The organism is Micromonospora sp. B9E7 (assembly GCF_039871815.1).
Classification (GTDB): Bacteria; Actinomycetota; Actinomycetes; order Mycobacteriales; family Micromonosporaceae; genus Micromonospora.
Genome location: NZ_JBDPLX010000003.1, coordinates 310488 through 334192 on the forward strand (window position 1 = coordinate 310488; position 23705 = coordinate 334192).

Below are 23705 nucleotides of genomic sequence, written 5' to 3' on the forward strand. Positions count from 1 at the left end.
CATCCCGGTCCGCTCAGGCGGCCGGCGGGATGGCCCGCGACCGGGACAGCTTGCCGAAGCTGGTCGCCGGATCGTCGTACGTGCTGCCGAACCCGCTGCCCGAGACGGTCGTCCAGGCGGACGTGGTGATGTGGACGGTGCCGTCATCACCCGTCCACCGCTCACGCTGGAGCGGCTCGTCGTTGGCCACCCAGGTGACCTTGAGGACGGTGCTGCCCGAGCTCTCCTGCCGCTCACCGCAGATCTCGTCCCCGTCGACGATGTCGCAGTGCTGCCGAGACTCCAGGTAGGGCACCGTCGCGGTGAGCTTCGCACCGGTCAACGAGAACGAGAAGCGGGTGACCGGCACGTCGTACGCGCGGCGGGAGACGCTGTCGCAGCCGTAAACGCCGTCGGTGACGCCACACGCGCTCTTCTGCCACTCGACGTCGACGACGGTGTCGCCGACCGCAGGCCGGGTCACGTCGACGAACATGCTGCCGTCGCCGTCGAAGTGGGCGTGTGCGTGGCGGCTGACGCTGTCGGCCTGCGCCGGGCCGGCGAACAGAGTGACCGTCGCGGCGACGGTCATGCCGGTCGCCAGGATGGTGCGGAAGTGGATCACGTTGCTCCTTACTGAGGCGGAGCGATGACCTTAGATCAACGAACCGACATCCGCCGCCCGATTCTGTCGGGCGACGGACGCGGTCAGACCCGGGTGAGGCGTACGGCGTCGGCGATCACCAGACCGGTGGCGTTGCTCCACCGGCTCACCGCCACCCGGTTGGCGTCACCGGCCGGCAGTGCGAACGTGCCGAGGACCCGCCACTGCCCGCCGGTCACCCGCTGGTCGACGTAGACGGTCCGGTTGCCGGCGCTGGTGGCGACGATGTACGGGGTGGCGCTGTTGTAGCCGCTGTTCGTCGGCCACCAGGCCTCGACCCGGTAGTTGCCCGCCGCCGGCACGTTGAACCGGTACCAGGCGGGGTCGCTGGCGGCCACCGGATCGGCGTACCGGTAGTCGGCGCCGTAGCGCTGACTGGAGTACGTCGAGACACCCCAGTTGGCGCTGGCGGCGAACCGTCCCGCGGTGGTGTTGTCCACGGTGGCGGACCACGCCGTGCCGCTGCCGGCCATCTTCGCCGCGACGTCGGCCCTCATCACGTTCAGGTCGATGAAGGAGGGGTCGATCTTGCCGGTGGTGCTGGTCTCCCGGTGCCCCCGGGCGTAGCTGCTGTCCCGGCCGAGGCGGGTGAGCACGGCGGCGGTGGCGGCGATCGACGCGTTGTACTGCGCAGCGGTCATCTCCTGGTTGACGCCGTTGTAGTCGATCTCCCACCCGATCATCAGGGTGTTGCCGTCCCCCGACGGGATCGGCCCGCTGCCGCCGCTGACGCCGGCGTGGTTGCAGCGGCCGGCGGAGATGACGTGGAAGACGCCGTGGTAGTCGACGAGCGCCTGGCACAGCGGTCCGGGCAGGTCGGATCGGCCGTTGATGCAGATGCCGAGCGCCGGATGCGGGTTGCTGGCGCTGCTGGTGGAGGCGGTGTGGTGCCAGAGCACGCCGATCGGGTCGAAGGAGCCGGGCCGCATCCGGTTGAGCCAGTCGCCCTCGACCACGACCTGGACCCCGGCGCCGCGCAGCACGTCCACGAGCCAGGGAATGGTCGCCATCAGGCGTCCTGGAGCAGGTCGGCGAGGCACTCGGCCTTCGGCGCGGCGCTCGCCGGGGTGGGTCGGGCGATGACGGTAAGCGCGGCGACCACCAGGGCGGGGATGCCGAGCACCCCGCGGCGGCGTAGACGGATGGATGGTGATCGGGTCATGGCGATCCTCCAGCGACGGCGGGCACGAACGGATCGACGATCGTGATGACGGGCACGCTATACCGTCATGAACGTCGATGTCGATACCCTTCATCACCCAGGCAGTATCTGAAGGAAATCGCCGATTCAGGCGTCGCCGAGCGCGTCGATGTCGCGCATCTCCTCCGCGGTCAGGGAGAAGTGGAAGACGTCGAAGTTGGCGGTGATCCGCTCTGGCGTCACCGACTTCGGAATCGCCACGATCTCGTGGTCGATGTGCCAGCGCAGCACCACCTGCGCCGGCGAGACGCCGTGCGCCGCCGCGATCCTGGTCAGCACCGGGTCACTGAGGTCGCTGGTCTTGAACGGGCTGTACCCCTCCAGCACCACTCCCCGGTCCCGGTGCTCGGCGTGCCGCTGCCGGTCGTACAACGACGGGCTCCACTCGATCTGGTTGACCGCCGGGTTCTCCTCGGTCGACTGGATCAACTCGTCGATCTGCCCGGTGCTGTAGTTGCTGACGCCGATCGCCCGGGTCAGGTTCTCGTCGCGGGCGGCCAACAACTCGCGCCACAGCGGGATGCTGTCCGTCGGCGACGACGGCGGCCAGTGGATCAACCAGAGGTCCACGTGGTCGACGCCGAGCGCCTCCAGACTGGCCTCCAGGGTCGCGCGCTCCTGACCCACCCGGTTCGGCGGGAGCTTGGTGGTGATGAAGACGTCCTCTCGGCGCAGCCCGCTCTCCCGCACCGCCCGGCCGACCTCCCGCTCGTTGCCGTACACGGTCGCGGTGTCGATGTGCCGGTAGCCGGTGTCGAGCGCGGCCAGCACGGCGTCGTAGCCGGCCTGGCCGGTGGCCTGCCAGGTGCCGAAGCCGAGCAGGGGCATCCGCACGTCACCGGGGAGCAGGACGGCGGGCTGGTCGGTGAGGTCCATGAGGTCCGTTCTACCCCGCCGAGCCGTCTGCCGCCGAGCGAACCGGACACTCCGGCGGCCAACGCGATGGTCCGGTTCGCCGGAGAATGTGGGTGTGCCGCGCTGGGGGGCGTGAGCAGCGTCGACGTGCCGTACGCGCAACGCCGGGAACTGCTCGATGGGCTGGCCTTGGCGGGTGCGCACTGGCAGACTCCGCCGTGGTTCCCCGGCGCGGGCGACGAGGCCCTGCGCGCCGGGCAGGAGCAAGGTCTGCCGGCCGTGGTCGCCACGCGGCTGGACTCGGTCCACGAGCCGGGACGGCTCAGCCGGCACCGGCTGAGCGTCGACCCGGTCTGACGGCGAGGAGCGACGTGTACCTGACCCACCTGGACTGCCCGCGCTGCGGGCGGGAGCATGCCGCCGACCAGTTGCAGAACCTCTGCGAGTGCGGTTCCCCGGTGCTGGCCCGCTACGACCTGCCGGCGGTGGCGAAGGCGGTCACCCCGGAACGCTTTCCGCTGCGCCCGGCCGACCTGTGGCGCTACCGGGAGCTGCTGCCGGTCGGCGATCCACGGCACGTCACGACGCTCGGTGAGGGCTGGACGCCGCTGCTGCGCGCCCCGGCGTACGGCGCCGAGATCGGCATCACGGACCTCATGATCAAGGACGAGGGGTTGATCCCGACCGGCTCGTTCAAGGCACGCGGCGCGGCGGTCGGGGTGAGCCGGGCCCGCGAGCTGGGCGTCGAGCGGATCGCCATGCCCACCAACGGCAACGCCGGGTCGGCCTGGGCCACGTACGCCGCGCGGGCCGGAATGGGCGCCACCATCGTCATGCCGCTGGACGCGCCGAGCATCTGCCGACGCGAGTGCGTCGCCGCCGGCGCCGACCTGCGCCTGGTCGACGGGCTGATCGGCGACGCCGGTCGACGGGTGGCGGAGCTGATCGCGGAGTCGAACGGGACGATCTTCGACGCCGGCACGTTGCGCGAGCCCTACCGGCTCGAGGGCAAGAAGACGATGGGGTACGAGATCGTCGAGCAGCTCGGCTGGCAGATCCCGGACGTCATCGTCTACCCGACGGGCGGCGGTGTCGGCCTGATCGGAATCCACAAGGCGATGCACGAGCTGCGCGAGCTGGGCTGGGTCGGCGACAAGCTGCCCCGACTGGTGGCGGTGCAGTCGACCGGCTGCGCGCCGATCGTGCGGGCGTTCGCCGCCGGTGAGGATCGGGCGCAGCCGTGGGAGGACGCGCACACGGTGGCGTTCGGCATCACCGTGCCGGCCCCGTTGGGCGACGAGCTGATCCTGGCGGCGTTGCGGGAGTCGTCCGGCACGGCCGTGGCCGTCGACGACGCGGACCTGCTGACCGACCTTCGGGAGTTCGCCGGCCGGGAGGGGTTGCTGCTCTGCCCGGAGGGCGCGGCCTGCCTCACGGCGGCGCGGCAACTGCGCGCCGGCGGGTGGATCCGGGCCGGCGAACGGGTGGTGGTGCTCAACACCGGGGCCGGACTGAAGTATCCGGACACCGTCGACGTGTCCGGCGTACCCGTGCTGGGGTGAGAGCCGGCACCCCACGGGCTGCGGGGTGCCGGCGTGCGGTGCCTACTGGTAGGTGATGTCGGAGGGTGAGTAGAGGCAGTTGACCCCGTCCGCGCCCTCGCCGATCTCGGTCGGCTCGCTGCCCTTCGGTACGCCCTTGTACTTGACGCAGATCGACGTCTCCCGGTCCGGGTCGCCGACGATGGTGATCCGGCTGAACCGGGCGGTGTCGCCCCAGTTGGTGTTGATGCCGGCGATCGCGTCGGTGTTCCGGACGGTCACGTTGTCGATCACCACGTGCCGCTGGTACGACGTCGAACAGTTGCCGCAGGCGCGGTAGAGCTTGCCGGCGTTCTCCACCCGGAAGTTCTTGATGTAGACGGTGCCCGAGCCGTTGTGCTGGAAGACCTTGTCGCTGGCCGAGCGGGCGCCGCCGCCGTCGACGGTGTAGGTGGTGCCGCCCCGGAAGGTGGCGGCGTCCTCGCCGACGTCCTCCCACCAGACGTTGATCAGGGTGCAGTTGCCCTCGCAGTGCACACCGTCGCCGGCCGGAGCGCCGATGACCACGTTGCGGAGGGTGGCGCCGGCGGCCAGTTCGAACATCGGGTCCTGGCTCTCGCTCTGCCCGCCGTCACCGATGCCGTAGTAGCGCTTGAGCCCGCCGTCGAAGCTCCCGGACACGGGGATCGTGGCGTCCACCTTCTGGCTGCCGGTGGGCGTCGGCCAGCCTGCCGGCGGCGGCGTGGTCGGTGGCGGACTGGTCGGCGGCGGCGTGGTGGTGGGCGGCGTGGTCGGCGTGCCGCCCCCGGAGGAGTCGACCAGCACGTCGTCGAAGCCGCCGCTGGCGTACGCGGTGACCAGGCCGATCCGGCCTGCCCCGGTCAGGCTGTTGCTGCCGGAGGCGATCTGCGTGCCGTTGACGAAGCCGCGGATGGTGCTGCCGCTGGCCTCGATGCGCAGGGCGTACCAGGTGCCGGTGCCGACGCCCAGCGACGCGGAGCCGATCGCGGTGACGGAGCTGCCGTTGACCGCCTGTAGCTCGGCCCGACCGGAGCCCAGCAGGGCCAGCCGGTACATCTTGGTGCTGCTGGTGGACCGTGCGGCGAGCCCCACCAGGGCGGTGGACGAGCCGAAGCTCGCCGGCCGGACCCGAGCCTGCACGGAGTAGTCGGTCCAACTGGTCTGGCCGGCGAACTGCCGGGCCAGCTCGCTGCCGGCGTTGGACTGGTTGAGCACACCCGAGCCGTCGACCGTCCAGGTGCCGCCGGACTTGGACCAGCCGGACGTGTTGCCGTCGTTGAAGTCGTCGCTGAAGACGGTGGCCGCGAAGGCCGAGGTCATCCCGGCGGCGAGGGCTGTCACGGTCACGCCGACGCCCACCGCCAGCAGGAGTGGTCGTCGGCCGGGGGATCGTCTCTTCTGCACAGTTGTCCTCCTTGACGCATGTGGTGGCGATCCCTCGACGGCCCGCCTGGGGACGTGTCGACACGGCGGTGCCTTCGCCTGGGATCGGTGGGTGCCCCCGGTCGGATGCCCGAAGCCGAAGCGGGGTGAAGCGGGAGAAAAGACCTTGGGAAAGGGCTTTCCCGCTGCTTCGAGGCTAGGACTGCGCAAGCATCATCGTCAATGCCTTGCGCTTGCAGGTCTGTTGCAGGATTTCGACCGGGGAGAAGTCTCCGACCGATCAGAAACTGTCCGGCTCGGTCAACCGCCAGGCCGCGTTGATCAACCCGATGTGCGAGAGCGCCTGCGGGGTGTTGCCGAGCTGCATCCCGGTGGTCAGGTCGATCTGCTCGCTGAACAGCCCCACGTCGTTGGAGTACCCGACCACCCGCTCGAACAGCGCCTCGGCCCGCTTCGGCTCACCCGCCATCACCAGGCACTCCACCAGCCAGAACGAGCACAGCAGGAAGCCGGCCGGGTCGGTCGTCCACCGCCGCAGCAACCCGCCCTCGGTGCCCAGCTCACGCTCGACCATCTCGATGGTGGAGCGCATCCGTGGGTCGGTGGCCGGCAGGAAACGCGCCACCGGCATGACGAGCACCGAGGCGTCCAGCTCCGCCGACCCGAACGCGCCGGTGAACGCCCCGATCCGGTCGTTCCACCCCTCCCGCAGCACGGCGTCGCGGATCTCGTCGCGTACCGCGGCCCAGCGACGCGGGTCGGCCCGGTCGCCGAGCCGGTCGGCGAGCCCCACCGCCCGGTCCAGCGCCAGCCAGCAGGACACCTTGGACGAGACGTAGTGACGCTCCTCGCCCCGGGTCTCCCAGATGCCCCGGTCCGGCAGACGCCACGTCGCGGCCACCTGCTCGGTCAACCCGAGCACCATCTCCCGCAGCTCGTCCTCGAACGGCGCGCCAAGGTAGTCGCGCAGCCGCCACACCGCCGACATCACCTCCCCGGGCACGTCGAGCTGCCGCTGCCGCCAAGCGTCGTTGCCGACCCGGACCGGCCTGCTGTCGCGGTATCCGCGCAGGTGATCGCAGTGGTGCTCGGAGATGTCCCGCTCACCCTCCAACCCGAAGAGCACCGGCACGGGTTCGTTCCCGAACCGGCCGATCGAGCGGGTCGCCCAGGCGAACAGGCGGGACGTCTCGTCCGGACAGGCCGCCACCCAGAGCGCGCGCATCGTCAACGAGAAGTCCCGCAGCCAGGAGTACCGGTAGTCGTAGTTCCGGTCGGCGCCGATCTGCTCCGGCAGCGAACTGGTCAGCGCCGCGGCGACGGCGCCACTGCGGGCGTACGTGAGGCCGGTCAGGACCGTCGCACTGTGCCGGACGAGCTCGGGGTACCGGCCCGAGTACACGTGCGTGTCCCGGAACGCCTGCCAGGCCCGCGTCGTCTCGGCGAGGGTGGCCAACGGCTCCATCCGGGCCGGCGGGCTGCCGTACGCCTCACCGAACGCCACGTCCATCCCGATCACCTGACCGGCGGAGATCTCGAACTCGTGGTCCACCCGGTCGACACCCGCCCGCAGACGCAGACCGTCGGCGCGCAACACCAGCACCACCGGGCCCGCGCCGGCCAGCACCCCGCCGTCCGGCTGCTCGTGCAGGTACGGCGTGAGCAGGCCGTACTCCGGTCGGGGCGCGAAGTCCAGCGCCATCCGTACCCGCCCGGACAGCCCCTGCACCACTCGGATCAACACGGCGGGCGAGTTCCTGCCCAGCTCGTGCGCACGGGCCCCGACCTCGGCGGCGAGAGCGTCGGTGACCGCCACGCTGCCCTGCGGCGTGTGGTGCACCGTCCGCAGCACCAGGGAGTCCGGCAGGTACGCCCGCTCCATCCGATGCCCCGGTCCGCCGACGCCCACCGGTGCCAGTTTGAAATGCCCGGCGCCCGGGTCGAGCAGCCGCCCGAAGACGGACGCCCCGTCGAACCGGTGCGGGCACCACCAGTCGATCGAGCCGTCCTTGCCGACCAGGGCACCCGAACGAGAGTCCGAGAGGAATCCGTAGTCGGAGATCGCCGGCTGCTGCTCCACCCGACGCGGGTACCCGCGTCGGGCCGGATCAGACAGCCGGCGGCCGGATCACTCCGTCGGTGGCTCGTCCTCGCCCGCAGCCTCGGCCGCGTCGGCCTCCTCCTTGGTCCGGTGCACGGCCTGGTCGGCGTGCTCCGGCGGGCCGTAGACGGTGTACAGCACCAGCGGGTTGGGCCCGGTGTTGACGAAGTTGTGCTTGGTGCCGGACGGCACCACGACCAGGTCGCCCGCGGCGACCTTCCGCTTCGCACCGGCGACCTGGGCCTCGCCCACGCCGCTAACGAACGTCAGGATCTGGTCGATGCCGTCGTGGACCTCCTCGCCGATCTCGCCACCGGCGGGGATGGTCATGACGACCAACTGGGTGTGCTCGCCGGTCCACAGCACCCGCCGGAAATCCGGGCTCTCCTCGGCGACAGTCGCGATCGTGAAATGCTCCATGCCGACGCTCATACCCCGTTCGGCAGCGCGCCACGCCGGGACTCACAGATGGTGGAATTCCCCACGTCCGGCGGGTTTGGATCCGCACGGACCGGGGATCGACAACCCGACCGGCACGAACGGCCGGTCGAGCCAGGTCCCCGCCGGCGTACCGCCGAACGGCTGCGGTGGTGGGAGACGGCCAGAGCGCGGCGACGTTCCGACCACGGTCGAGCGGCGCCGTGCGCTCGTTACTGCCCACCCCACCCCCACCCCGTCGATCATGGAGCTCTGGTGGGTGACAAAGCAGCTGCGATGACATCAAATCAGGCACCACGACTCCATGATCGACGGCGGAGCCGAGGCAAGCGTCGGCGGGTAACGGGGGCGGGTCAGCGGTGCAGCCAGGAGATCAGGTCGGGCGGTGCCAGCGCGGCCACGCGCTCCTCGTAGCGGGCCTGCGCGTGCGCGTCCAGCAGGATGCGCCCCTGCCCCGAGCCGCCCTGGCGGAAGAAGGCCCGGCGGTTGCGCAGCACACCGAGCGTGTCCGGAGCGAGCCGGTCGGCGCGCTCCCGCATCCGACCGAAGGTCGCCGCCTCGACCAGATCCGGCCCCGGCCTCGGGAGGTCCCATCGGTCGGCGAGCCGGCGCATCTCAGCGCCCAGGTCGGCCAACAGGTCGTCGTAGTGCACCAGCTCGACGTTCGGCTCGCGTCGACGTGCCCAGGCGTCGTTCAGGTGGAGCATCACCCCGGGCAGTGAATCCAGCTCGGCGCGTGGGTCCACCTCCTGCTCGACCCAGCTCCGCAGCCACTGCTCCACCGGCACGCGCTCCCGGGTCGGCCCGGCCGGGGCCGGCTGGCCGGTCAGCTCGGCGAGGCGTACCCGGTCCAGGTTGCCTGCCTGGTGGTAGAGGGAGACCGCCATGTCCAACGGGTGCCGGGCCACCACCACGTAGTGCACCCGGGGATCGAGAGGCACCCCGTCCAGTGGGGTGTGTGTCTTGATGAACCGCCGGTGCGGCTGCGCGGCCAACTTGTCGAACACCACGTCACGGGGCTCGGCCAGCCAGTCCAGCCAGGGCGACAGCACGTTCAGCGGTGCCGGCAGCTCCGCGGTGCCCAGCACCAGCAGCGCGCAGATCATCTGCATCCAGGTGGTGCCGCTCTTGGACCGGGTGCTGATCACGATGTCGCCGTCGCGGAACGGGAACCCGGCCCACCGGGCGCTGTCCTCGTCGTCGGATCGGTAACGGTGCGTCGGCGCAGGCATCGGAGCAGAGTAGTCGCGGAGGTGACAGTCGGGCAGCCGAATTCCGACTCCATCGGCTGTGACATATGCGCATGCCTGGCTAGATTGAAGTATGGTGCCCGCCCCCGGGAGCCGGGCGGCGGAACCGGTCTACCGCCCCATCCTCGCCTGCCGCCGCAGTGAGCTGGATGCCCTGAGCCACCTCGACCTCACGGCCAGCGCGCTGGTCGCCCCGATCCTGGAGATCGGCGTGGTCGACAGATCCATCCTGGACGGTCTGCGCCGGCTACCACCCGGGCTACTGCCGGCCGTCGACGTCAGCGCCCTCCCCGACAGCCGCGCAGCGGAGCTGAGCCGTTGGGGCGTACCGCTGGTGCCGGTCATCGGTCTCGCGGAGAGCGACCACCGGCTGGTCACGCACGGCGCGGCGGCACGGGCGTGCGGCCGACGGGCGCTGATCCGTCTGCGGGCCGGACAGGACCGGGCCGGGCCGGACGCAAGCACCACCGCCGTCGAACGGGTCTGGCGGTTCACCGACCTCGCCCCGGAGGAGTGCGACCTGCTGGTGGACGCGGGGGACGTGTGCTGCCCGGCGGATGTGCGGGCGGTCGAACCTCGGGTGCGCCGGCTGCTCGACTGGGCGCGCCGGCATGCCTGGCGGTCGGTGACGGTGGCAGCGGGCGGGATGCCGCCGACGTTGTCCCGGCTGCCCACCGACGAGCCGGTCCGCCTGGACCGCTGGGACTGGCAGCTCTGGCAACGACTGGCCGACGCCGGGGTCGACTACGGCGACTACGGCGTCCACCCGGCCGTGCCCGGCACGGGTGACCCCGGTGACCGCCTGCCGACGGTGCGGTACACCGACGACGGCAGCTGGTGGATCTACCGCTGGGCGCGGCGAGGTGGCCGGGGCGAGGAACGGTTCGCCGACCTGTGCCGCACGCTGGTGTCGGCACCACACTGGCCGAGCACCGGGGCGGCGTTCTCCTGGGGTGACCACGAGCTGCTACGCCGGGCCCGCCGGGGCGCCGGTGCCGGCTCGGCCGCCAACTGGGCAGCCTGGAGCACCTCACACCACCTGGCGCACGTGCTCGCCACGCTGTTGCGCCCGGACGGCGACACCGCGCCGAGGTGGCACCCCCGGCCCGGTCCGCCACAGCGCGGACGCTCGCTGCGGTGAGACGGGTGGTTACTGCTTCTCGGTGAAGCCGAACTGGATGATGCCCTCGTCGTCGACGGTGGCGTCCACCGAGGCGTCGCCGAGGAGTTCGGCGGCATCCTCGTCCAGGAAGATCCGGGCGCCCTGGTTGTCGACCACCCGGTCGCCCTGCACCGGCTCGGGCACCAACTCCACGGAGAGCGACCCGGCCTCGGTGTCGGCGGCGATCCGCACTCCGCCGCCCTCGGCGACGTCCTGCTGGTTGGCGAGGTCACGGATGACGAGCACGGCATTGTCGGTCATGGTGAGCATGAGTGGAACTCCTCGTGGAATCTCGGCTCCCGGTCGGAACCCTCGCAGACCGGATGACCGGCCCGCGTACGAGCACACCTGGGAGGCGACAGAAGGGGCGAACGGTCGTCGCCGTCGCATCGGATCGGAGCAGCTGAGGGCCCCGTCTCCCCCACCGTGCCCGTTGACCGGCGATCCGTCAAATAGAGCCCGGTCAGTCGAGAGCGGGGGCCGGCGCCAGCCAGGCGCGAATCTCGTTGACCGCCGCGCGGCCGGCCCGGTTGGCGCCGATCGTGCTGGCCGAGGGGCCATAACCGACCAGGTGAACCCTCTCGTCGGCGACCACCCGGGTGCCGTCCATCGTGATACCGCCGCCCGGTGCGCGCAGGCCCAGCGGGGCGAGGTGGTCGATGGCGGCACGGAAGCCGGTGCACCAGAGGATCACGTCCGCCGGGACGAACCGCCCGTCCGCCCAGGCCACCCCGTCGGGTGTGATCCGGTCGAACACGGGTAGCCGGTCGAGGACACCTCGCGCACGCAGCCGGCGCACCTCAGGCGTGACCGGCAGCCCGGTCACGCCCACCACACTGCCCGGTGGGCGGCCTTCCCGTACCGCCTCGTCCACCCGGGCCACCGCGGCGCGGCCCAACTCCGGGCCGAACTCCTCGTCCCGGAACTCCGGCGGTCGACGGGTCACCCAGGTGGTGGCCGCCGCGACGGTGGAGACCTCTCCGAGCAGTTGCACGGCGGAGGTGCCCCCACCGACAACCACCACCCGCAGGCCGGCGAACTCGGCCGGCCCCCGGTAGTCGGCGGTGTGCAGTTGCCGGCCCCGGAACGACGCCCGGCCGGGGTAGTGCGGCCAGAACGGCCTGGTCCAGGTGCCGGTCGCGTTGATCAGAGCCCGGGCGATCCAGCGGTCCTGGTCGGTGCGCACGTCCAGCCGCCCGTCCAGGCGGGAACGCACCGCGCGGACCCGCACCGGCCGTCGTACCGGCAGCTCGAAGGTCCTCTCGTAGGTGGCGAAGTAGGCGCTCACCTGCTCGGCCGCCGGGCGCTTGGGCTCGGCGGGCGGGAGCGGCAGCCCGGGCAGGTCGTGGAAACCGTGCACCCGGTCGAAGACGAGCGTCGGCCAGCGGTGCTGCCAGGCCCCTCCCGGCCCGTCGTCGCCGTCGAGAATGACGAAGCCGCTGCCGGGCAGGAAACCGGTCCGACGCAGGTGGTAGCCGGCGCTCAGGCCGGCCTGACCGGCGCCGATCACCACGACGTCCGCAGAGTGGGTGTCCACGCAGTGGACAACACCGTCTTCGACACCGCTGTGCCCGAGATCGACCGTCGCGCCGATCACAGACTTTTCAGCAATGACCTCCTGACCTGCGCCTACGCTGAGTGGATGAGCGACTTCCGTCGGTACGCGGCCGAGTTCCTCGGCACTCTGCTGCTGGTCTTCTTCGGAGTGGGCAGCGCCGTCGCCGCGCGGGTTCAGGGCGGCGTCGTGGTGGTCGCGTTGTCCTTCGGGTTCGTGATGCTGGCTCTCGTCTACACGATCGGCCCGCTCTCCGGCAGTCACGTCAACCCGGCGGTGACACTCGGTGTGCTGCTCTCCGGAAAGATCTCGGCGCTCGGCGCGGTGGCGTACTGGATCGCCCAGTTCGTCGGCGCGACGGTGGCGGCCTTCGTGCTCTGGGCGCTGACCCGCTGGGGTGACGTCGCGGACCAGACCGGGGCACTGGGCACCAACGGCTACGGCGCGCACATCAACCGGGGTGGCGCGGCGGTGCTGGAGGTCGTGCTGACCTTCCTGTTCGTCCTCGTCGTCCTGGTGGTGACCAGCCGCAGCGAGAACCCGGGTACCGCCGGGGTGGCCATCGGGTTGGCCCTCGCCGCGACCCAACTGGTCGGTCTGACGCTGACCGGCGCGGCGGTCAACCCGGCCCGGGCGTTCGGCCCGGCGGTCTTCGAGGGCGGCGTGGCCCTGCGACAGCTCTGGGTGTTCATCGTCTTCCCGCTGCTCGGCGGGGCACTCGCCGCCCTGGTCGCGCCCTTGGTCATGGGGGCGCAGCGGCACTACTGGGGCGGACACGAGAAGTCGGTGGGACGGCCCACGTAGTCCAATTGGCAGTAACTTTCGCGCACTGCTCTTCTCCGGCGAATATCTTCGTGGCAGCATCAGCGCATGCATCGCCGTCACTTTGTCCGGGCCCTCGCTGTGCTCACACTGGTCGCCACCGCGGCCACCGCCGGCGCGCCGGGTGCCACGGCCGAGTCGCCCACCCCCGCGACGACCCGACTGCACGACACCATCGACACGATCCTCGGCGACGCCCGCCTCAGCGGGGCACAGGCGTCGGTGGTCGTGGTCGACACCAGCACGGGACAGCCGCTCTACGACCGCAACGGCGACCGTCGGCTGATCCCGGCCTCCAACACCAAGCTGATGACCTCGACGGCGGCCCTCGGGCTGCTCGGTCCGGGGCACCGCTTCACCACCGACGTGCAGACCAACGGCAAGCGCCACGCGGGCCTGCTCACCGGCAACCTCTACCTGCGCGGTGGCGGTGACCCGACCATGCTCGCCGCCGACTACGACACGCTCGCCGCCCAGGTCGCCGCCGACGGCGTACGGGTGGTCACCGGCAACCTGGTCGCCGACGACACCCGCTACGACGACACCCGCCTCGGCCCCGACTGGACCTGGGACGACGAGCCCTACTACTACGCCGCGCAGGTCTCCGCGCTCACCGTCGCCCCGGACACCGACTACGACGCGGGGACGGTGATCGTGCAGGCCGCACCCGCCGGCCGGGCCGGCGCCCCGCCGGTGGTGAGCACCACCCCACCCACCGGGTACGTCCGCGTCGACAACCGGGCCGTGACGGTCGCCGAGGGCGAGACCTCGATCTCGATCGAGCGCGAACACGGCGGCAACACCGTGGTGGTGACCGGCCAGATCGCCCTCGACGACGAGCCCGCCAGCGACTGGGTGACCGTCTGGGAGCCCACCGGCTACGCGGCCGACGTGTTCCGGGCGGCGTTGCACCGGCACGGCGTCCGGGTGGTCGGCCGGACCGTGCTGGGCCAGCCCACCCCGGGGACGGCCCACCCGGTGGCCCGGCACGACTCGATGAGCCTCGGCGAGCTGATGACACCGTTCCTCAAGCTCTCCAACAACGGGCACGCCGAGGTGCTGACCAAGGAGATCGGCCGGGTGCTGAACGGTTCGGGCACCTGGGCCGCCGGAATGACCGCGATCAGCGAGTACGTCGCCGACACCGGGATGGACACCGGGCGGCTGCGCCAGCGCGACGGATCGGGGCTGTCCCGGCGCAACCTGGTCCCGGCGGCGGAGTTCGTGAACCTGCTGAGCGCCGTCCGCGCCGAACCGTGGTTCGGGACCTGGTACGCGGCCCTACCTGTCGCCGGGCAACCCGAGCGGTTCGTCGGCGGCACTCTCCGGAGCCGGATGGCCGGCACCCCGGCGGCCGGCAACGTGCACGCGAAGACCGGCAGCCTGACCGGTGTCTCCGGCCTCTCCGGCTACGTCACCAGCGCCGACGGCCGACTGTTGGCGTTCGCCATCCTGCTGAACAACTACCTGACGGCGTCGGTCAAGCCGTTGGAGGACCAGATCGCGGTGGCACTTGCCGGCTTCCGCACGGGCGGCACGAGCGCCACACGGATGGCGCCTCCGGCAGTGCCGGAGACTCCCCGGACCCCGGAGGGTGTCGAGTGCTCCTGGGTGAAGCCGATCACCTGCTGAGCGGCGGCCGGGAGGCGCGGGCTGGTGCCTCCCGGCCGGACGCGCGCTCAGGCCGGACGGTCCGGTGGGGGGACCACCGCCGTCGGGTCGCCGCGCTCGATGAGCGCGGCGATCTCGGCAGCCCGCAGCCCGCGCAGTGCCAGCACCCGGGTGCCCCAGCGGTGCAGGCGACACGGGTGCGGGCTGGCATCGTTGCGGCAGACCACTCCCCCGGACCACCGCCGGGGGGCGTGCACCACCACCGCCCGCACCGCGAACTGGGTGTCCTCGCCCGTCACGTACGGCGGCAGGGGGATGTCGCGGAGCACCTCTCCGGACGCTTCACCGGCACCGGACGAAGCCGCGCGACGGACGCGGTGGGCGGTACTACTACTCATCTCCGCTGCCTCCACACTGGATGGTCGGATGGGGACAGCAGAAAGCTACGACCTTCTCGACCCTGGGCGACGGACAAACTGTCCCGCTGTGCCGCCGCGCAGCGACTGGTCGGTCAGCGCACCGCCACGGCCTGGAGGCCGACGTTGCCGCAGTGCGGAGTGAAGACCTTCTCGACTTTCCAGGTCAGCAGCAGTCGAGCACCCTTCGGCACCGTGAACCGGATGGTGAACTGAGCGCTCTGACTCGTGTACGGGTCCTCCAGCACCACGCTGCTGGCGGGTCCGCCGGTGGACAACCGCGCCTCCAGACGCCCCCGGGCCATCCAGATGCCGCCGTAGAGCTGGACCGTGCGCGACTCACCGCTGCCCGCGACGGCGAGGGAGAACCCGTTGCCGGTGCCACAGGTGTAGACGCCCTCGGAGCTGTCCCGCGCCGACCGCTGCGACGAGCCGTCGGACCACCGCACGTGCTCCTGGTTGCCGTCCCAGGCGACCCGCGTGCCGGCACCACCCTCGTCGACGATCTCCCCGGAGCCGGCCCGCTTGCGGACCGTCGAGTTGCCCCCACGCTGCCCCCAGTGCACCCAGTCCCGGGTGCCCACGGCGGTGAGGTTGACCTCGGCGGGCATCTCCCCCCGGGTCACCGACAGCACCGGCGACCGGGGTGACGGCGGCGGTGGGGCCGGCGCGGTCGTCGACGGTGTCGGGTCGGGCGAGGGCGGGCGCTGGCGCGGACGCAGGCCGGGCTCCGCCGGCCCCGCGTCACCGGTGCGCCCGTCGGTGGCCGGGAAACCGGGAGATCGGGCGGCGACTCCGGTCACACCGCCCGGGCGACCCGCCTGGTCGTCCTCGGGTGCCGGGTCCGACCGGATGCTCAGGTACGAGATCAACGCCGCCAGGCAGGCGAGTACGGCGACACCCTCCACCGCCCAGCGTCGTCGCTGTCGGGCACGGGCGACCCGGCGCAGCGTGGCGCGGGTCTGCCCGGAGGTGACGGCACCCGAACGGTGCTTCGCTGATGCGTCCCCAGCACCCGAATCAGTCCGCGTGCGGTCTTCGTCCGCCACCGACCCCTCCAACTCCACCACCCGGCCGCCGCCGACCACCGCCGCGGATCACACCGTCCACTGTGGGCCGTTTCGCGTTCGTAGCGGTGTGGACGACACGCTAGATCCGGACTGCCGGACGTGTCCAGCCCGCAGCCGGGCGCCGACGGCGGCCCTCGCCGCGCGGGCGGACACTTCGGCAGGCCACGAGCGCCGTTCGGGGTCAGCCGATCCGAAAACCGAGCAACTGTGCGATGACCACGGCCTGCCCGACGTCGACGATGGCGCCGGCCCGCTCGACGACCGTCGGGTCGAGGGCGGTGAGATCGCTGCCCCGCAGGTCCGCGCCGCCGAGCCGCACATTGAGCAGTTGCGCGCCGGACAGATCGACGCCAGTGACGGTGGCACCGGTCAGATTGGCCCGGGTCAGGTCCACCTCCCGCATCCGCACCCCGGTCAGCCGGACGCCCCGCAGGTCCGCGCCGGGCATCGCGACGAAGGACCAGTCACCGCCGTCGACCGTCAACGGGCGCAGGTCGCAGTCGACGAAGGTGCTGCCGACCAGCTTGCAGCCGGTGAACTCGGCCTCGAAGAAGTTGCACCGGCGGAAGACACAGCGGGTGAGGGCCGAGTCGACATGTCGCGACGCGTTGAACCGGACGTTGCCGAACGTGCACCCGGTGAAGACCGCCCCCCGGCTCACCGCCTCGGTCAGGTCCACGTCGAAGAACTCACAGCCCACGAAGTGCCGGTCGGTCAGCTCCTCGCCGTACCAGTCCTCGTTGCGGAAGATCGCGTCCTCGGTCAGCTCCGGCATCCGGCCAGGTTAGTGGTCACCAACGACAGCCGGCGGCCGGTCCGACCAGTGTCGGCCCCCCTTCCGGTACGGCCATACCGGCGAGTAGGTTCGGCGGCGTGAGTGTCGCCCGAAGCAAGGACCCGGATCAGATCGGTTTCGACCCGGCGCGGTTGGCGCGGATCGACGAGCACTTCGGCCGGTACGTGGACGACGGTCGACTGGCCGGCTGGCAGGTGGTGGTCACCCGCCGCGGCGAGGTGGCGCACGCCTCGACGTACGGGCTGCGGGACCGGGAGTCGGGTGCGCCGGTCGAGGCGGACACGCTCTGGCGGATCTACTCGATGACCAAGCCGGTCACCTCGGTCGCGGCGATGATGCTCTGGGAGGAGGGCCGGTTCGAGCTGACCGACGAGATCAGCCGCTGGCTCCCCGAGTTCGCCGACCTGCGGGTCTACTCCAAGGGGTCGATGCTCAAGCCGTACACCGTGCCGGCGACCGAGCCGATCCGGGTCTGGCACCTGCTCACCCACACGGCCGGCCTGACGTACGGCTTCATGCAGACCTCGGTGGTCGACGGCCTGTACCGGGCCGCCGGTTACGACCTGTACCCGCCGGCGGACGTCGACCTGGCCAGCGCCTGCGCCGCCTTCGGCGAGCTGCCGCTGCTGTTCCAGCCCGGCTCCGCCTGGGGCTACTCGGTCGCCACCGACGTGCTCGGCCGACTCGTCGAGGTGATCTCCGGACAGAGCCTCGACGCGTTCTTCGCCGACCGGATCTTCGGCCCGCTGGGCATGACCGACACCTACTGGTGGGTGGAGGGCGAGGAGGCCGACCGGCTGGCCGCGCTCTACGTACCGGAGCCGCGCAGCGGCCGGGCCGTCCGCTACGACAGCCTCGGCTCGCTCGCGTTCCACAAGCCCGCCCTGCTGTCCGGAGGAGGCGGTCTGATCTCCAGTGCCGCCGACTACCACCGCTTCACCCAGCTGCTGCTGCGCGGCGGCGAGCTGGACGGGGTCCGGCTGCTCGGGCCCCGCACGGTACGGTTCATGACCCGCAACCACCTGCCCGGGGGCCAGGACCTGGGCACCCTGTCCACCGGCGGCTTCGCCGAGACGACCCTCGACGGGATCGGCTTCGGCCTCGGCTTCGCGGTCGTCGACGACCCGATCCCCAGCCGGGTGCCGAGCAGCGTCGGCGAGTACTACTGGGGTGGCGTGGCCAGCACCGCGTTCTGGGTGGACCCGGCCGAGGAGGTCACCGCGCTGCTGTTCACCCAGCTGATGCCGTCGAGCACCTACCCGCTCCGCTCCCAGCTGCGCCAACTCGTCTACGCCGCGCTGCTCGGCTGAGGCGGTGCGGGGCCCGCCGGCCGCAGCTGACCGGCCCCACACCTCAGCTCAGTTGAGCTGCTGCGCCTGGATCGCGCGGATCTTCGCCGGCTTGCTGGTGGAGAGGTTCGAGATCAGGTACGCCCGCACGGTCCCGTCCGGGAAGACCGCCCACAGGTCGGCCACACCGTCGGCGTTCAGGTCGGCGGCGGTGAGGCTGCTGATCGTGACGCCGGTGTTCCAGCCGGAGGCGAGCCGGTACTGGGTGTAGGCGAGCGTGCCGGTCCCGTCGCCGTTGTCGGTCATGGTGACGCCCTGCCACAGGTAGAGGTCGCCGGTGGTGCTGTTCCGCAGCACCAGCGCCATCCCCGAGGCCAGTTCGGTGCTGGCCAGCGTCCAGTTCTGCCAGTCGCTGCCCCCGGTCGGGGTGGCGTTGTCCTGGGGCAGCGGAAGGTAGAGGCCTGCTCCCCAGTAGTTCGGATAGTAGGCCAGGCGGTACCCATTGGTCGCGTCACCGACGATGCCCAGCAGGTCCGCGATGGTGGTGTCGGCGCCGTCCGCCACGTACCCGTTGACGAGCTGGATCGGCGCGTTGCCGTGCTCGTCGGAGAGGAACTCGCGCGCGAGACTGACCTGTGCGTTGTAGGGCTTGGCCATCGTGCCGTCGCCGACGCCCGCGATGATGCTGCCGCCGCCAGCGTTGTCGCCACCCGGGTAGTAGGCCAGGAAGTCCTGGTTCGTGGTGCCGAAGAACCGGCCGATGATCATTTGGGCACCGTCGAAGTCGGCCGGCGATTCGTCGCCGGTGACCCCGTTGCCGTAGATACCGATGTTGACCGCCGGGACCTTCACCCGGCCGGTGCCGACGCCGGTGGTCGCGTTGACCCGGCCCCGCGCCGTCCAGACGCCGGAGTCGAGGCCGGTCGTGGTGCCGCCGGCGGTCACCAGGTCCGGTACGCCGTCGCCGTTGAGGTCCTTGTCGACCGGACCGGTGACGGCCGAGGTCGGGGTGCCCACCGGAGCAGCCTGGGCCGGCAGGGCGGGTGCGACGACGGCGAGCGCCAGGGTGGCCGGCACCGCCCAGGCAAGCAGCCGGCGAGGGGCAGAAAGGTTGTTCACGAGGTCCCCGTTCGTGTCAGTGGATCTTGCCTGGCTCACCGTAGTCGATGAACGCCAGCCCGTAGATCCACCGAACGAAGGGTCAGTCGGCCAGGCGGGCGGGGAAGCCACCGGTGGCGATCGGACCCCAGGCGTCGATGGTGACCCGGATCAGCGACTTGCCCTGGCGCACCATCGCCGCCCGGTAGTCGTCCCAGTCCGGGTGCTCGCCGGAGATGCTGCGGAAGTAGTCGACCAGCGGCTCCAGCGCCTCGGGCAGGTCGAGCACCTCGGCGGTGCCGTCGATCTGCACCCAGGGGCCGTTCCAGTCGTCGCTGAGCACGCACGCCGACACCCGCGGGTCCCGGCGGATGTTGGTCACCTTGGCCCGCTCGGGGTAGGTCGAGACGACCAGCCGACCCTGCCCGTCGATCCCCGCCGAGACCGGGGAGGACTGCGGACGCCCGTCGGCCCGGGTGGTCATCAGCACGACGCGGTGTCGTGGCCGGAGGAAGTCGAGCAGGTCATCCCGGTCGACCCGGGTGTTCCGTGCGATGCTGCGCGCCATTCGTCGTTCCTACCAGGGCACGGGCGCAGCGCCGACGGCGGGTCAGCGGGGCCGGGCCGTGGAGCGGTGCACCGCCTGGGTGGGCACCCGGGGGCGGCCGGACGGGCGCCAGGCCCGGCCGTTGGCGTAGATCACCCGGAAACCGAGGTACGACGCGAGCGGCGCCCAGTGGGCCGAGCCCATTCGCAACTCGGCGGCATTGTGGCGCTGGCCGTTGGCGAGCACGTCGAGAAGGACGGTTTCGAAGGCTGCCGATTCGACCCAGTCGACTTCGCGGGTGAAACCGCAGATCAGAGCGGCTCCGGTGACCTCCAGGAACTCCCGCAGCACGGCGTCCGAAGCTCGCAGGACCGAGCAGCTGCCGAAATAGAGCCGTCGCCCCTCGGCGCGGCCGGCCATCAGATCGGCCACCTCGTTCAGTTCCACGGACTGCCAGTCGGTGAGGCAGAGTCGGCTCGGCTCGCCGTGCATGGCGAAGAAACCGACCCGATGGTCGGCGTACTGCTTGAGCAGCCAGCGGTCCAGGAAGTAGAACAGCTCGTCGCGGGTGGCCGCGTCCTTGTGGATGAAACGGATCTTGCCCAGCCGCTCCAGCAGCTCCAGGGTGGGCAGCACGGAGCCTCGCTCGTTGAGGTCGCGGTGCCATTGACCCTCGACACAGAAGACGCCACCGCGTGCCACGTGCACCTCCGCCAGTCCGCCGCCCGGGCTGACGTTACCGGCCGTCGCCGGCCAGGGAACATCACCCTCGGTGTGGTTGATTGCGACGTTCGGTGTGGTTGGCCGGAACAGGGGCCGATCGGCAGGAAATGACTGTTTCGCAAATCAGTCGAATTCCCAGCCAATACCCAGGGACAGCGATTTGTGAGGACGATTCTCGTTAATTGCCTCCAACCGCCCTGATCAGTGTCAGGGTGGAAATCGCGGGACTTCCAGGTCGATGTCCCGTGGCCACCCCAATCGCTCTCCTATCGGGAGGACTTCTGTGCGCGTAAACACCTTGAAGCGTGCTGCCATCGCATTCGCCCTGGCACTGCCCGGGGCAGCGATCGCCGCGGTGGTCGCCGCGCCGGCGGCGCATGCGGACGGCTGCTACACGTGGAACCGCACCCTGACCCAGGGGCGCTCCGGCGACGACGTCCGCCAGTTGCAGATCCGGGTCGCCGGGTGGGCCGGCCACCGGGACATCGTCGAGAACGACGGCCGGTACGGGCCGAAGACCGCCGCCGCGGTCAAACGGTTCCAGCAGGCGTACGGGCTGCGCGCCGACGGCATCGCCGGCCCGCAGACCTACGCCAAGCTGTACCAACTCCAGGACAACGACTGCACACCCGCGCACTTCAGCTACAGCGAGCTGGACAACGGCTGCGGCGGCAGCGGGTGGAGCGGCGGCCCTCTGTCGGCGGCGCAGACCAAGCAGAACGCGCTGCGCACCATGTGGAAGTTGGAGGCGCTGCGCAAGAGCCTCGGCGACAAGCCGCTCAACGTGTCCAGTGGTTTCCGCAGTCGCGCCTGCAACAACCAGGTCGGCGGCGCGTCGGACAGCCAACACCTCTACGGCAACGCGGCCGACGTCACCTCACGGACGTCATCGCTGTGCCAGGTCGCCCGTGCCGCCCGTGACAAGGGGTTCAGCGGGATCTACGGGCCGGGCTACCCCGACCACGACGACCACGTGCACGTCGACTCGCGTCGGGAGAACAACAGCGACCGCAGCTCGAACACGACGAACTGGTCCGCGCCGGACTGCGGCATCGGAGCCGGCAACGACTGAGCCACCTGTCGGAGCGACGCCGGCCCGACGCGGAGAGGGAATCTCCGCGCCGGGCCGACGTCGTGTCGGCCCAGGGTCCGCGAGCGGAGGGGTAGCGCTCAGCTCGCCCGGGGCCAGCGCGGCGCGGTGACGGGGGCAGTCACCGGCCGGCCAGCAGCGGTGGGCCGTACGCCCGGTGGGACGACCCGCGCGGCCTGCTGCCGCGCCGGCAACCCCCCGGTGCGCCCGGCCGGTGCCGGATAGCCGGTCGTCGCCGGCCGGCCAGCGGCGGTACGCGCCGGGGACGGCCCGGTCGCCGTGAACGGGAAGGGTACGTGCACGAACGGGTTGCCGTGCCGGATCAACGCCTCGATCTGCCGTTCGTTGAGCCCGTGTGCCTCCAACACGCGCCGCCCCCAGCGGTGCAGGCGGCACGGGTAGGAGGCACCGTCGTTGCGGCACAGCGGCCCGGTGGGCCACTCCTCGGCGGTGTGTACGACCACCGCCCGGACCGCGAGCCGAACATCCTCCGGGGTCAGCGGTGCCGGCATTGGCACCTCACCCAGTACCTGGTCGATGGGATCCGTCGACTGCTCACCAACTCGCACGGCAGGCCTCCCGCAGCTCGGCAGCGGTACGGCGGACTCACCGCACCGACATCCTCGTCCATTGGTACGGGAGACGTCGGACGAAAGTTCAATCCCGGTACGCGGCAAGCAGATCCTCCGGCGACAGCACGCGCAACCCGTCGACGGCGGTGCCGCTGCGGGACACGGCAACGGCCGGGACCGTTTCGTCGGCACCGGGAAGCCGAGACCGGTGCAGGAGCAATCGGCCCAGGTCATGCGCGTCGAAGGGACGGCTCTCCTGCCACTTGATCGATCCGACGAAGGTGATACGCCGAGCGACGGGCCCACTGTCGGCGCCAACAATGTCGATCTCCGGGTCGTTGGTCCGGGTCCAGTAGCCACCGATCACCGCCGCTTCCGCCGGCAGCGCGTCTCCGGGCAGCCGGCGCAGCGCCTCTCGGACGACAGGTTCGATGGCTCTCCCGCGCCAGGACGTCCATGACCGGACGATCCGGTCCAGGGTCAGGTCACCTCGCCCGCGCTCGATCTCGGAGAGGTGAGGCCCCAGGAAGGACAGCCAGAAGCGCAGGTACGGGTCGGCCACCGCATAACGGGTTTCCCGCGACGGCCTCGTCGACAGCGGAACGGCGACTTCCACAGCCCGCTTCTGGGTCAGCAGGCGCAGGGCGCGGTTCAGGGACGCCTGTGGAAGATCCCCCGCGGCACGGGAGATCAACGAGAAGGTCCGCTCACCGGAGCCGATGGCCCGCAGCACCAGCCCTGCCTGGGACTGGGGCGGAAACTCCGCCGCCAGTGCTCGCTCGCCGCTGACCAGCAGGGCGGAGGTCGGATCCCGGACCGCATCGGTCAGATACTCGTGGACGGATGCGCCGGTCGGCCACTCGTCGAGAATCAAGGGCAGACCGCCGGACACCAGGTAGGCGTCGAACGCGTCGGCGGCGGACAGGTCGAGCATGTCGCGGACGTCGGCTGGGCTCAGCGGCGGAACGACCATCTCGGTGGCTCGCTGGTGGAACGGCCGACCGTAGTCGTTCAGGGCCTCCATCATGGCCAGGTCAGATCCGACGCAGATCAGCAGGACCGGCCGCCGGGACAGCTCACGATCGAAGACCTTCTGCAACGTACCCTCGAAGCCTGGATCACCCGCCATGAGGTACGGCATCTCGTCCAAGACGACGACGCTCGGTCGGTCAGTCGGCAGCGCGGCGGCGAGCAGGGTGAGCGCGGCGTCCCACGTCTGCGGTTGCTGCTCCCGAAGGATCTGTGCCCCCGGCAGCGTCGAGGCGGCCGCCTCCTCCACGAAGAGAGCGAGGTCGGCGGCAATGGTGGGCTGCGCGGAAGCGGTGAAGAAGAGATACGGCACGTCGGCCCGCTCGACGAACTCCTCCACCAGGCGGGACTTTCCGACCCGCCGGCGACCGCGCATCAGGAGGGCACGCCCCGGCCGGCCCGCCCGACCACCCCGTTGCACCCGAGAGAGCATGCCGTCCAGAAGGTGAAGCTCTCGGTCCCGTCCGACAAAGCCGTCCACGATCACCCCTG

At 71.1% G+C, this 23705-nt stretch carries 24 protein-coding genes and 1 pseudogene; 7 read left to right on the forward strand and 18 right to left on the reverse strand.

What is annotated here, in order from left to right; genetic code table 11:
- Positions 1–13 precede the first annotated feature (13 nt).
- From ABGB10_RS06645 to ABGB10_RS06660, 4 genes are all read right to left on the reverse strand, one after another.
- Positions 14–604, reverse strand: coding sequence for a hypothetical protein (locus ABGB10_RS06645; RefSeq protein ID WP_347659958.1), 591 nt, complete (start codon positions 602–604; stop codon positions 14–16).
- 83 nt (positions 605–687) lie between these two features.
- Entirely contained in the window at positions 688–1653 is a 966-nt protein-coding gene (locus tag ABGB10_RS06650; protein ID WP_347659959.1) for an N-acetylmuramoyl-L-alanine amidase, read from the reverse strand.
- Positions 1653–1805 (reverse strand): hypothetical protein, encoded by a 153-nt coding sequence (locus ABGB10_RS06655; protein ID WP_347659960.1) that lies wholly within the window; start codon positions 1803–1805, stop codon positions 1653–1655. The genes ABGB10_RS06650 and ABGB10_RS06655 overlap by 1 nt, the downstream gene beginning before the upstream one ends.
- A gap of 126 nt (positions 1806–1931) precedes the next feature.
- Positions 1932–2720: an aldo/keto reductase gene (locus ABGB10_RS06660; protein WP_347659961.1), complete on the reverse strand. Its 789-nt coding sequence runs from the start codon at positions 2718–2720 to the stop codon at positions 1932–1934.
- Positions 2721–2822: 102 nt separating this feature from the next.
- Here ABGB10_RS06660 and ABGB10_RS06665 point away from each other — a divergent pair.
- A pseudogene (locus ABGB10_RS06665) lies at positions 2823–3056 on the forward strand (ATP-dependent DNA ligase); the annotation flags it as partial.
- A 14-nt stretch (positions 3057–3070) separates the two neighbouring features.
- On the forward strand, positions 3071–4261 hold the full coding sequence (locus ABGB10_RS06670; RefSeq protein ID WP_347659962.1) for a threonine synthase: 1191 nt from the start codon (positions 3071–3073) through the stop codon (positions 4259–4261).
- Positions 4262–4303: 42 nt separating this feature from the next.
- On the opposite strand, the gene ABGB10_RS06675 is transcribed toward ABGB10_RS06670, so the two are convergent.
- The 4 genes from ABGB10_RS06675 to ABGB10_RS06690 form a co-directional block, all read right to left on the reverse strand.
- The gene (locus tag ABGB10_RS06675) at positions 4304–5665 is read right to left on the reverse strand and encodes a pectate lyase (protein WP_347659963.1); all 1362 of its coding nucleotides are present in this window, start codon (positions 5663–5665) and stop codon (positions 4304–4306) included.
- A 259-nt stretch (positions 5666–5924) separates the two neighbouring features.
- Entirely contained in the window at positions 5925–7724 is a 1800-nt protein-coding gene (locus tag ABGB10_RS06680; protein WP_347659964.1) for a glycoside hydrolase family 15 protein, read from the reverse strand.
- A 48-nt stretch (positions 7725–7772) separates the two neighbouring features.
- Positions 7773–8165: a cupin domain-containing protein gene (locus ABGB10_RS06685; protein WP_347659965.1), complete on the reverse strand. Its 393-nt coding sequence runs from the start codon at positions 8163–8165 to the stop codon at positions 7773–7775.
- 371 nt (positions 8166–8536) lie between these two features.
- Positions 8537–9415: a sulfotransferase domain-containing protein gene (locus ABGB10_RS06690; RefSeq protein WP_347659966.1), complete on the reverse strand. Its 879-nt coding sequence runs from the start codon at positions 9413–9415 to the stop codon at positions 8537–8539.
- Between the two features lie 91 nt (positions 9416–9506).
- Here ABGB10_RS06690 and ABGB10_RS06695 point away from each other — a divergent pair, with 91 nt between their 5' ends.
- Positions 9507–10574: a hypothetical protein gene (locus ABGB10_RS06695; RefSeq protein WP_347659967.1), complete on the forward strand. Its 1068-nt coding sequence runs from the start codon at positions 9507–9509 to the stop codon at positions 10572–10574.
- 9 nt (positions 10575–10583) lie between these two features.
- Here the strand turns inward: ABGB10_RS06695 and ABGB10_RS06700 are convergent, their stop codons facing one another.
- Both ABGB10_RS06700 and ABGB10_RS06705 read right to left on the reverse strand, forming a co-directional pair.
- Positions 10584–10865, reverse strand: a complete 282-nt coding sequence (locus ABGB10_RS06700; RefSeq protein WP_347659968.1) for an adhesin — start codon at positions 10863–10865, stop codon at positions 10584–10586.
- Between the two features lie 193 nt (positions 10866–11058).
- The gene (locus ABGB10_RS06705; protein WP_347659969.1) at positions 11059–12132 is read right to left on the reverse strand and encodes an NAD(P)-binding domain-containing protein; all 1074 of its coding nucleotides are present in this window, start codon (positions 12130–12132) and stop codon (positions 11059–11061) included.
- 105 nt (positions 12133–12237) lie between these two features.
- Between ABGB10_RS06705 and ABGB10_RS06710 the strand changes: the two genes are divergently transcribed.
- Together ABGB10_RS06710 and dacB are read left to right on the forward strand one after the other, a co-directional pair.
- Complete coding sequence (locus ABGB10_RS06710) at positions 12238–12954, forward strand: aquaporin (protein WP_347659970.1); 717 nt, start codon at positions 12238–12240, stop codon at positions 12952–12954.
- A 66-nt stretch (positions 12955–13020) separates the two neighbouring features.
- Complete coding sequence (dacB, locus tag ABGB10_RS06715; protein ID WP_347659971.1) at positions 13021–14604, forward strand: D-alanyl-D-alanine carboxypeptidase/D-alanyl-D-alanine-endopeptidase; 1584 nt, start codon at positions 13021–13023, stop codon at positions 14602–14604.
- A 47-nt stretch (positions 14605–14651) separates the two neighbouring features.
- On the opposite strand, the gene ABGB10_RS06720 is transcribed toward dacB, so the two are convergent.
- The 3 genes from ABGB10_RS06720 to ABGB10_RS06730 form a co-directional block, all read right to left on the reverse strand.
- On the reverse strand, positions 14652–14981 hold the full coding sequence (locus tag ABGB10_RS06720; protein ID WP_347659972.1) for a hypothetical protein: 330 nt from the start codon (positions 14979–14981) through the stop codon (positions 14652–14654).
- Positions 14982–15094: 113 nt separating this feature from the next.
- Positions 15095–16048 (reverse strand): hypothetical protein, encoded by a 954-nt coding sequence (locus tag ABGB10_RS06725; RefSeq protein ID WP_347659973.1) that lies wholly within the window; start codon positions 16046–16048, stop codon positions 15095–15097.
- Positions 16049–16250: 202 nt separating this feature from the next.
- Entirely contained in the window at positions 16251–16844 is a 594-nt protein-coding gene (locus tag ABGB10_RS06730; protein WP_347659974.1) for a pentapeptide repeat-containing protein, read from the reverse strand.
- Positions 16845–16942: 98 nt separating this feature from the next.
- Here ABGB10_RS06730 and ABGB10_RS06735 point away from each other — a divergent pair, with 98 nt between their 5' ends.
- On the forward strand, positions 16943–18175 hold the full coding sequence (locus tag ABGB10_RS06735) for a serine hydrolase domain-containing protein (RefSeq protein WP_347659975.1): 1233 nt from the start codon (positions 16943–16945) through the stop codon (positions 18173–18175).
- Between the two features lie 48 nt (positions 18176–18223).
- Here ABGB10_RS06735 and ABGB10_RS06740 read toward each other — a convergent pair whose 3' ends face one another.
- The 3 genes from ABGB10_RS06740 to ABGB10_RS06750 all read right to left on the reverse strand — a co-directional run bounded on the left by ABGB10_RS06740 (position 18224) and on the right by ABGB10_RS06750 (position 20501).
- Complete coding sequence (locus tag ABGB10_RS06740; protein ID WP_347659976.1) at positions 18224–19273, reverse strand: hypothetical protein; 1050 nt, start codon at positions 19271–19273, stop codon at positions 18224–18226.
- An 82-nt stretch (positions 19274–19355) separates the two neighbouring features.
- Positions 19356–19820, reverse strand: coding sequence for a PPOX class F420-dependent oxidoreductase (locus tag ABGB10_RS06745; protein WP_145785295.1), 465 nt, complete (start codon positions 19818–19820; stop codon positions 19356–19358).
- Positions 19821–19862: 42 nt separating this feature from the next.
- Entirely contained in the window at positions 19863–20501 is a 639-nt protein-coding gene (locus tag ABGB10_RS06750; RefSeq protein ID WP_238645255.1) for a hypothetical protein, read from the reverse strand.
- Between the two features lie 304 nt (positions 20502–20805).
- Here ABGB10_RS06750 and ABGB10_RS06755 point away from each other — a divergent pair, with 304 nt between their 5' ends.
- A complete protein-coding gene (locus tag ABGB10_RS06755; RefSeq protein ID WP_347659977.1) occupies positions 20806–21594 on the forward strand; it encodes a D-Ala-D-Ala carboxypeptidase family metallohydrolase in 789 nt (262 codons plus the stop codon).
- Positions 21595–21692: 98 nt separating this feature from the next.
- Here ABGB10_RS06755 and ABGB10_RS06760 read toward each other — a convergent pair whose 3' ends face one another.
- Entirely contained in the window at positions 21693–22124 is a 432-nt protein-coding gene (locus tag ABGB10_RS06760; RefSeq protein ID WP_347659978.1) for a hypothetical protein, read from the reverse strand.
- Positions 22125–22269: 145 nt separating this feature from the next.
- Positions 22270–23634 (reverse strand): DUF234 domain-containing protein, encoded by a 1365-nt coding sequence (locus ABGB10_RS06765; protein WP_347659979.1) that lies wholly within the window; start codon positions 23632–23634, stop codon positions 22270–22272.
- Between the last annotated feature and the right edge of the window lie 71 nt (positions 23635–23705).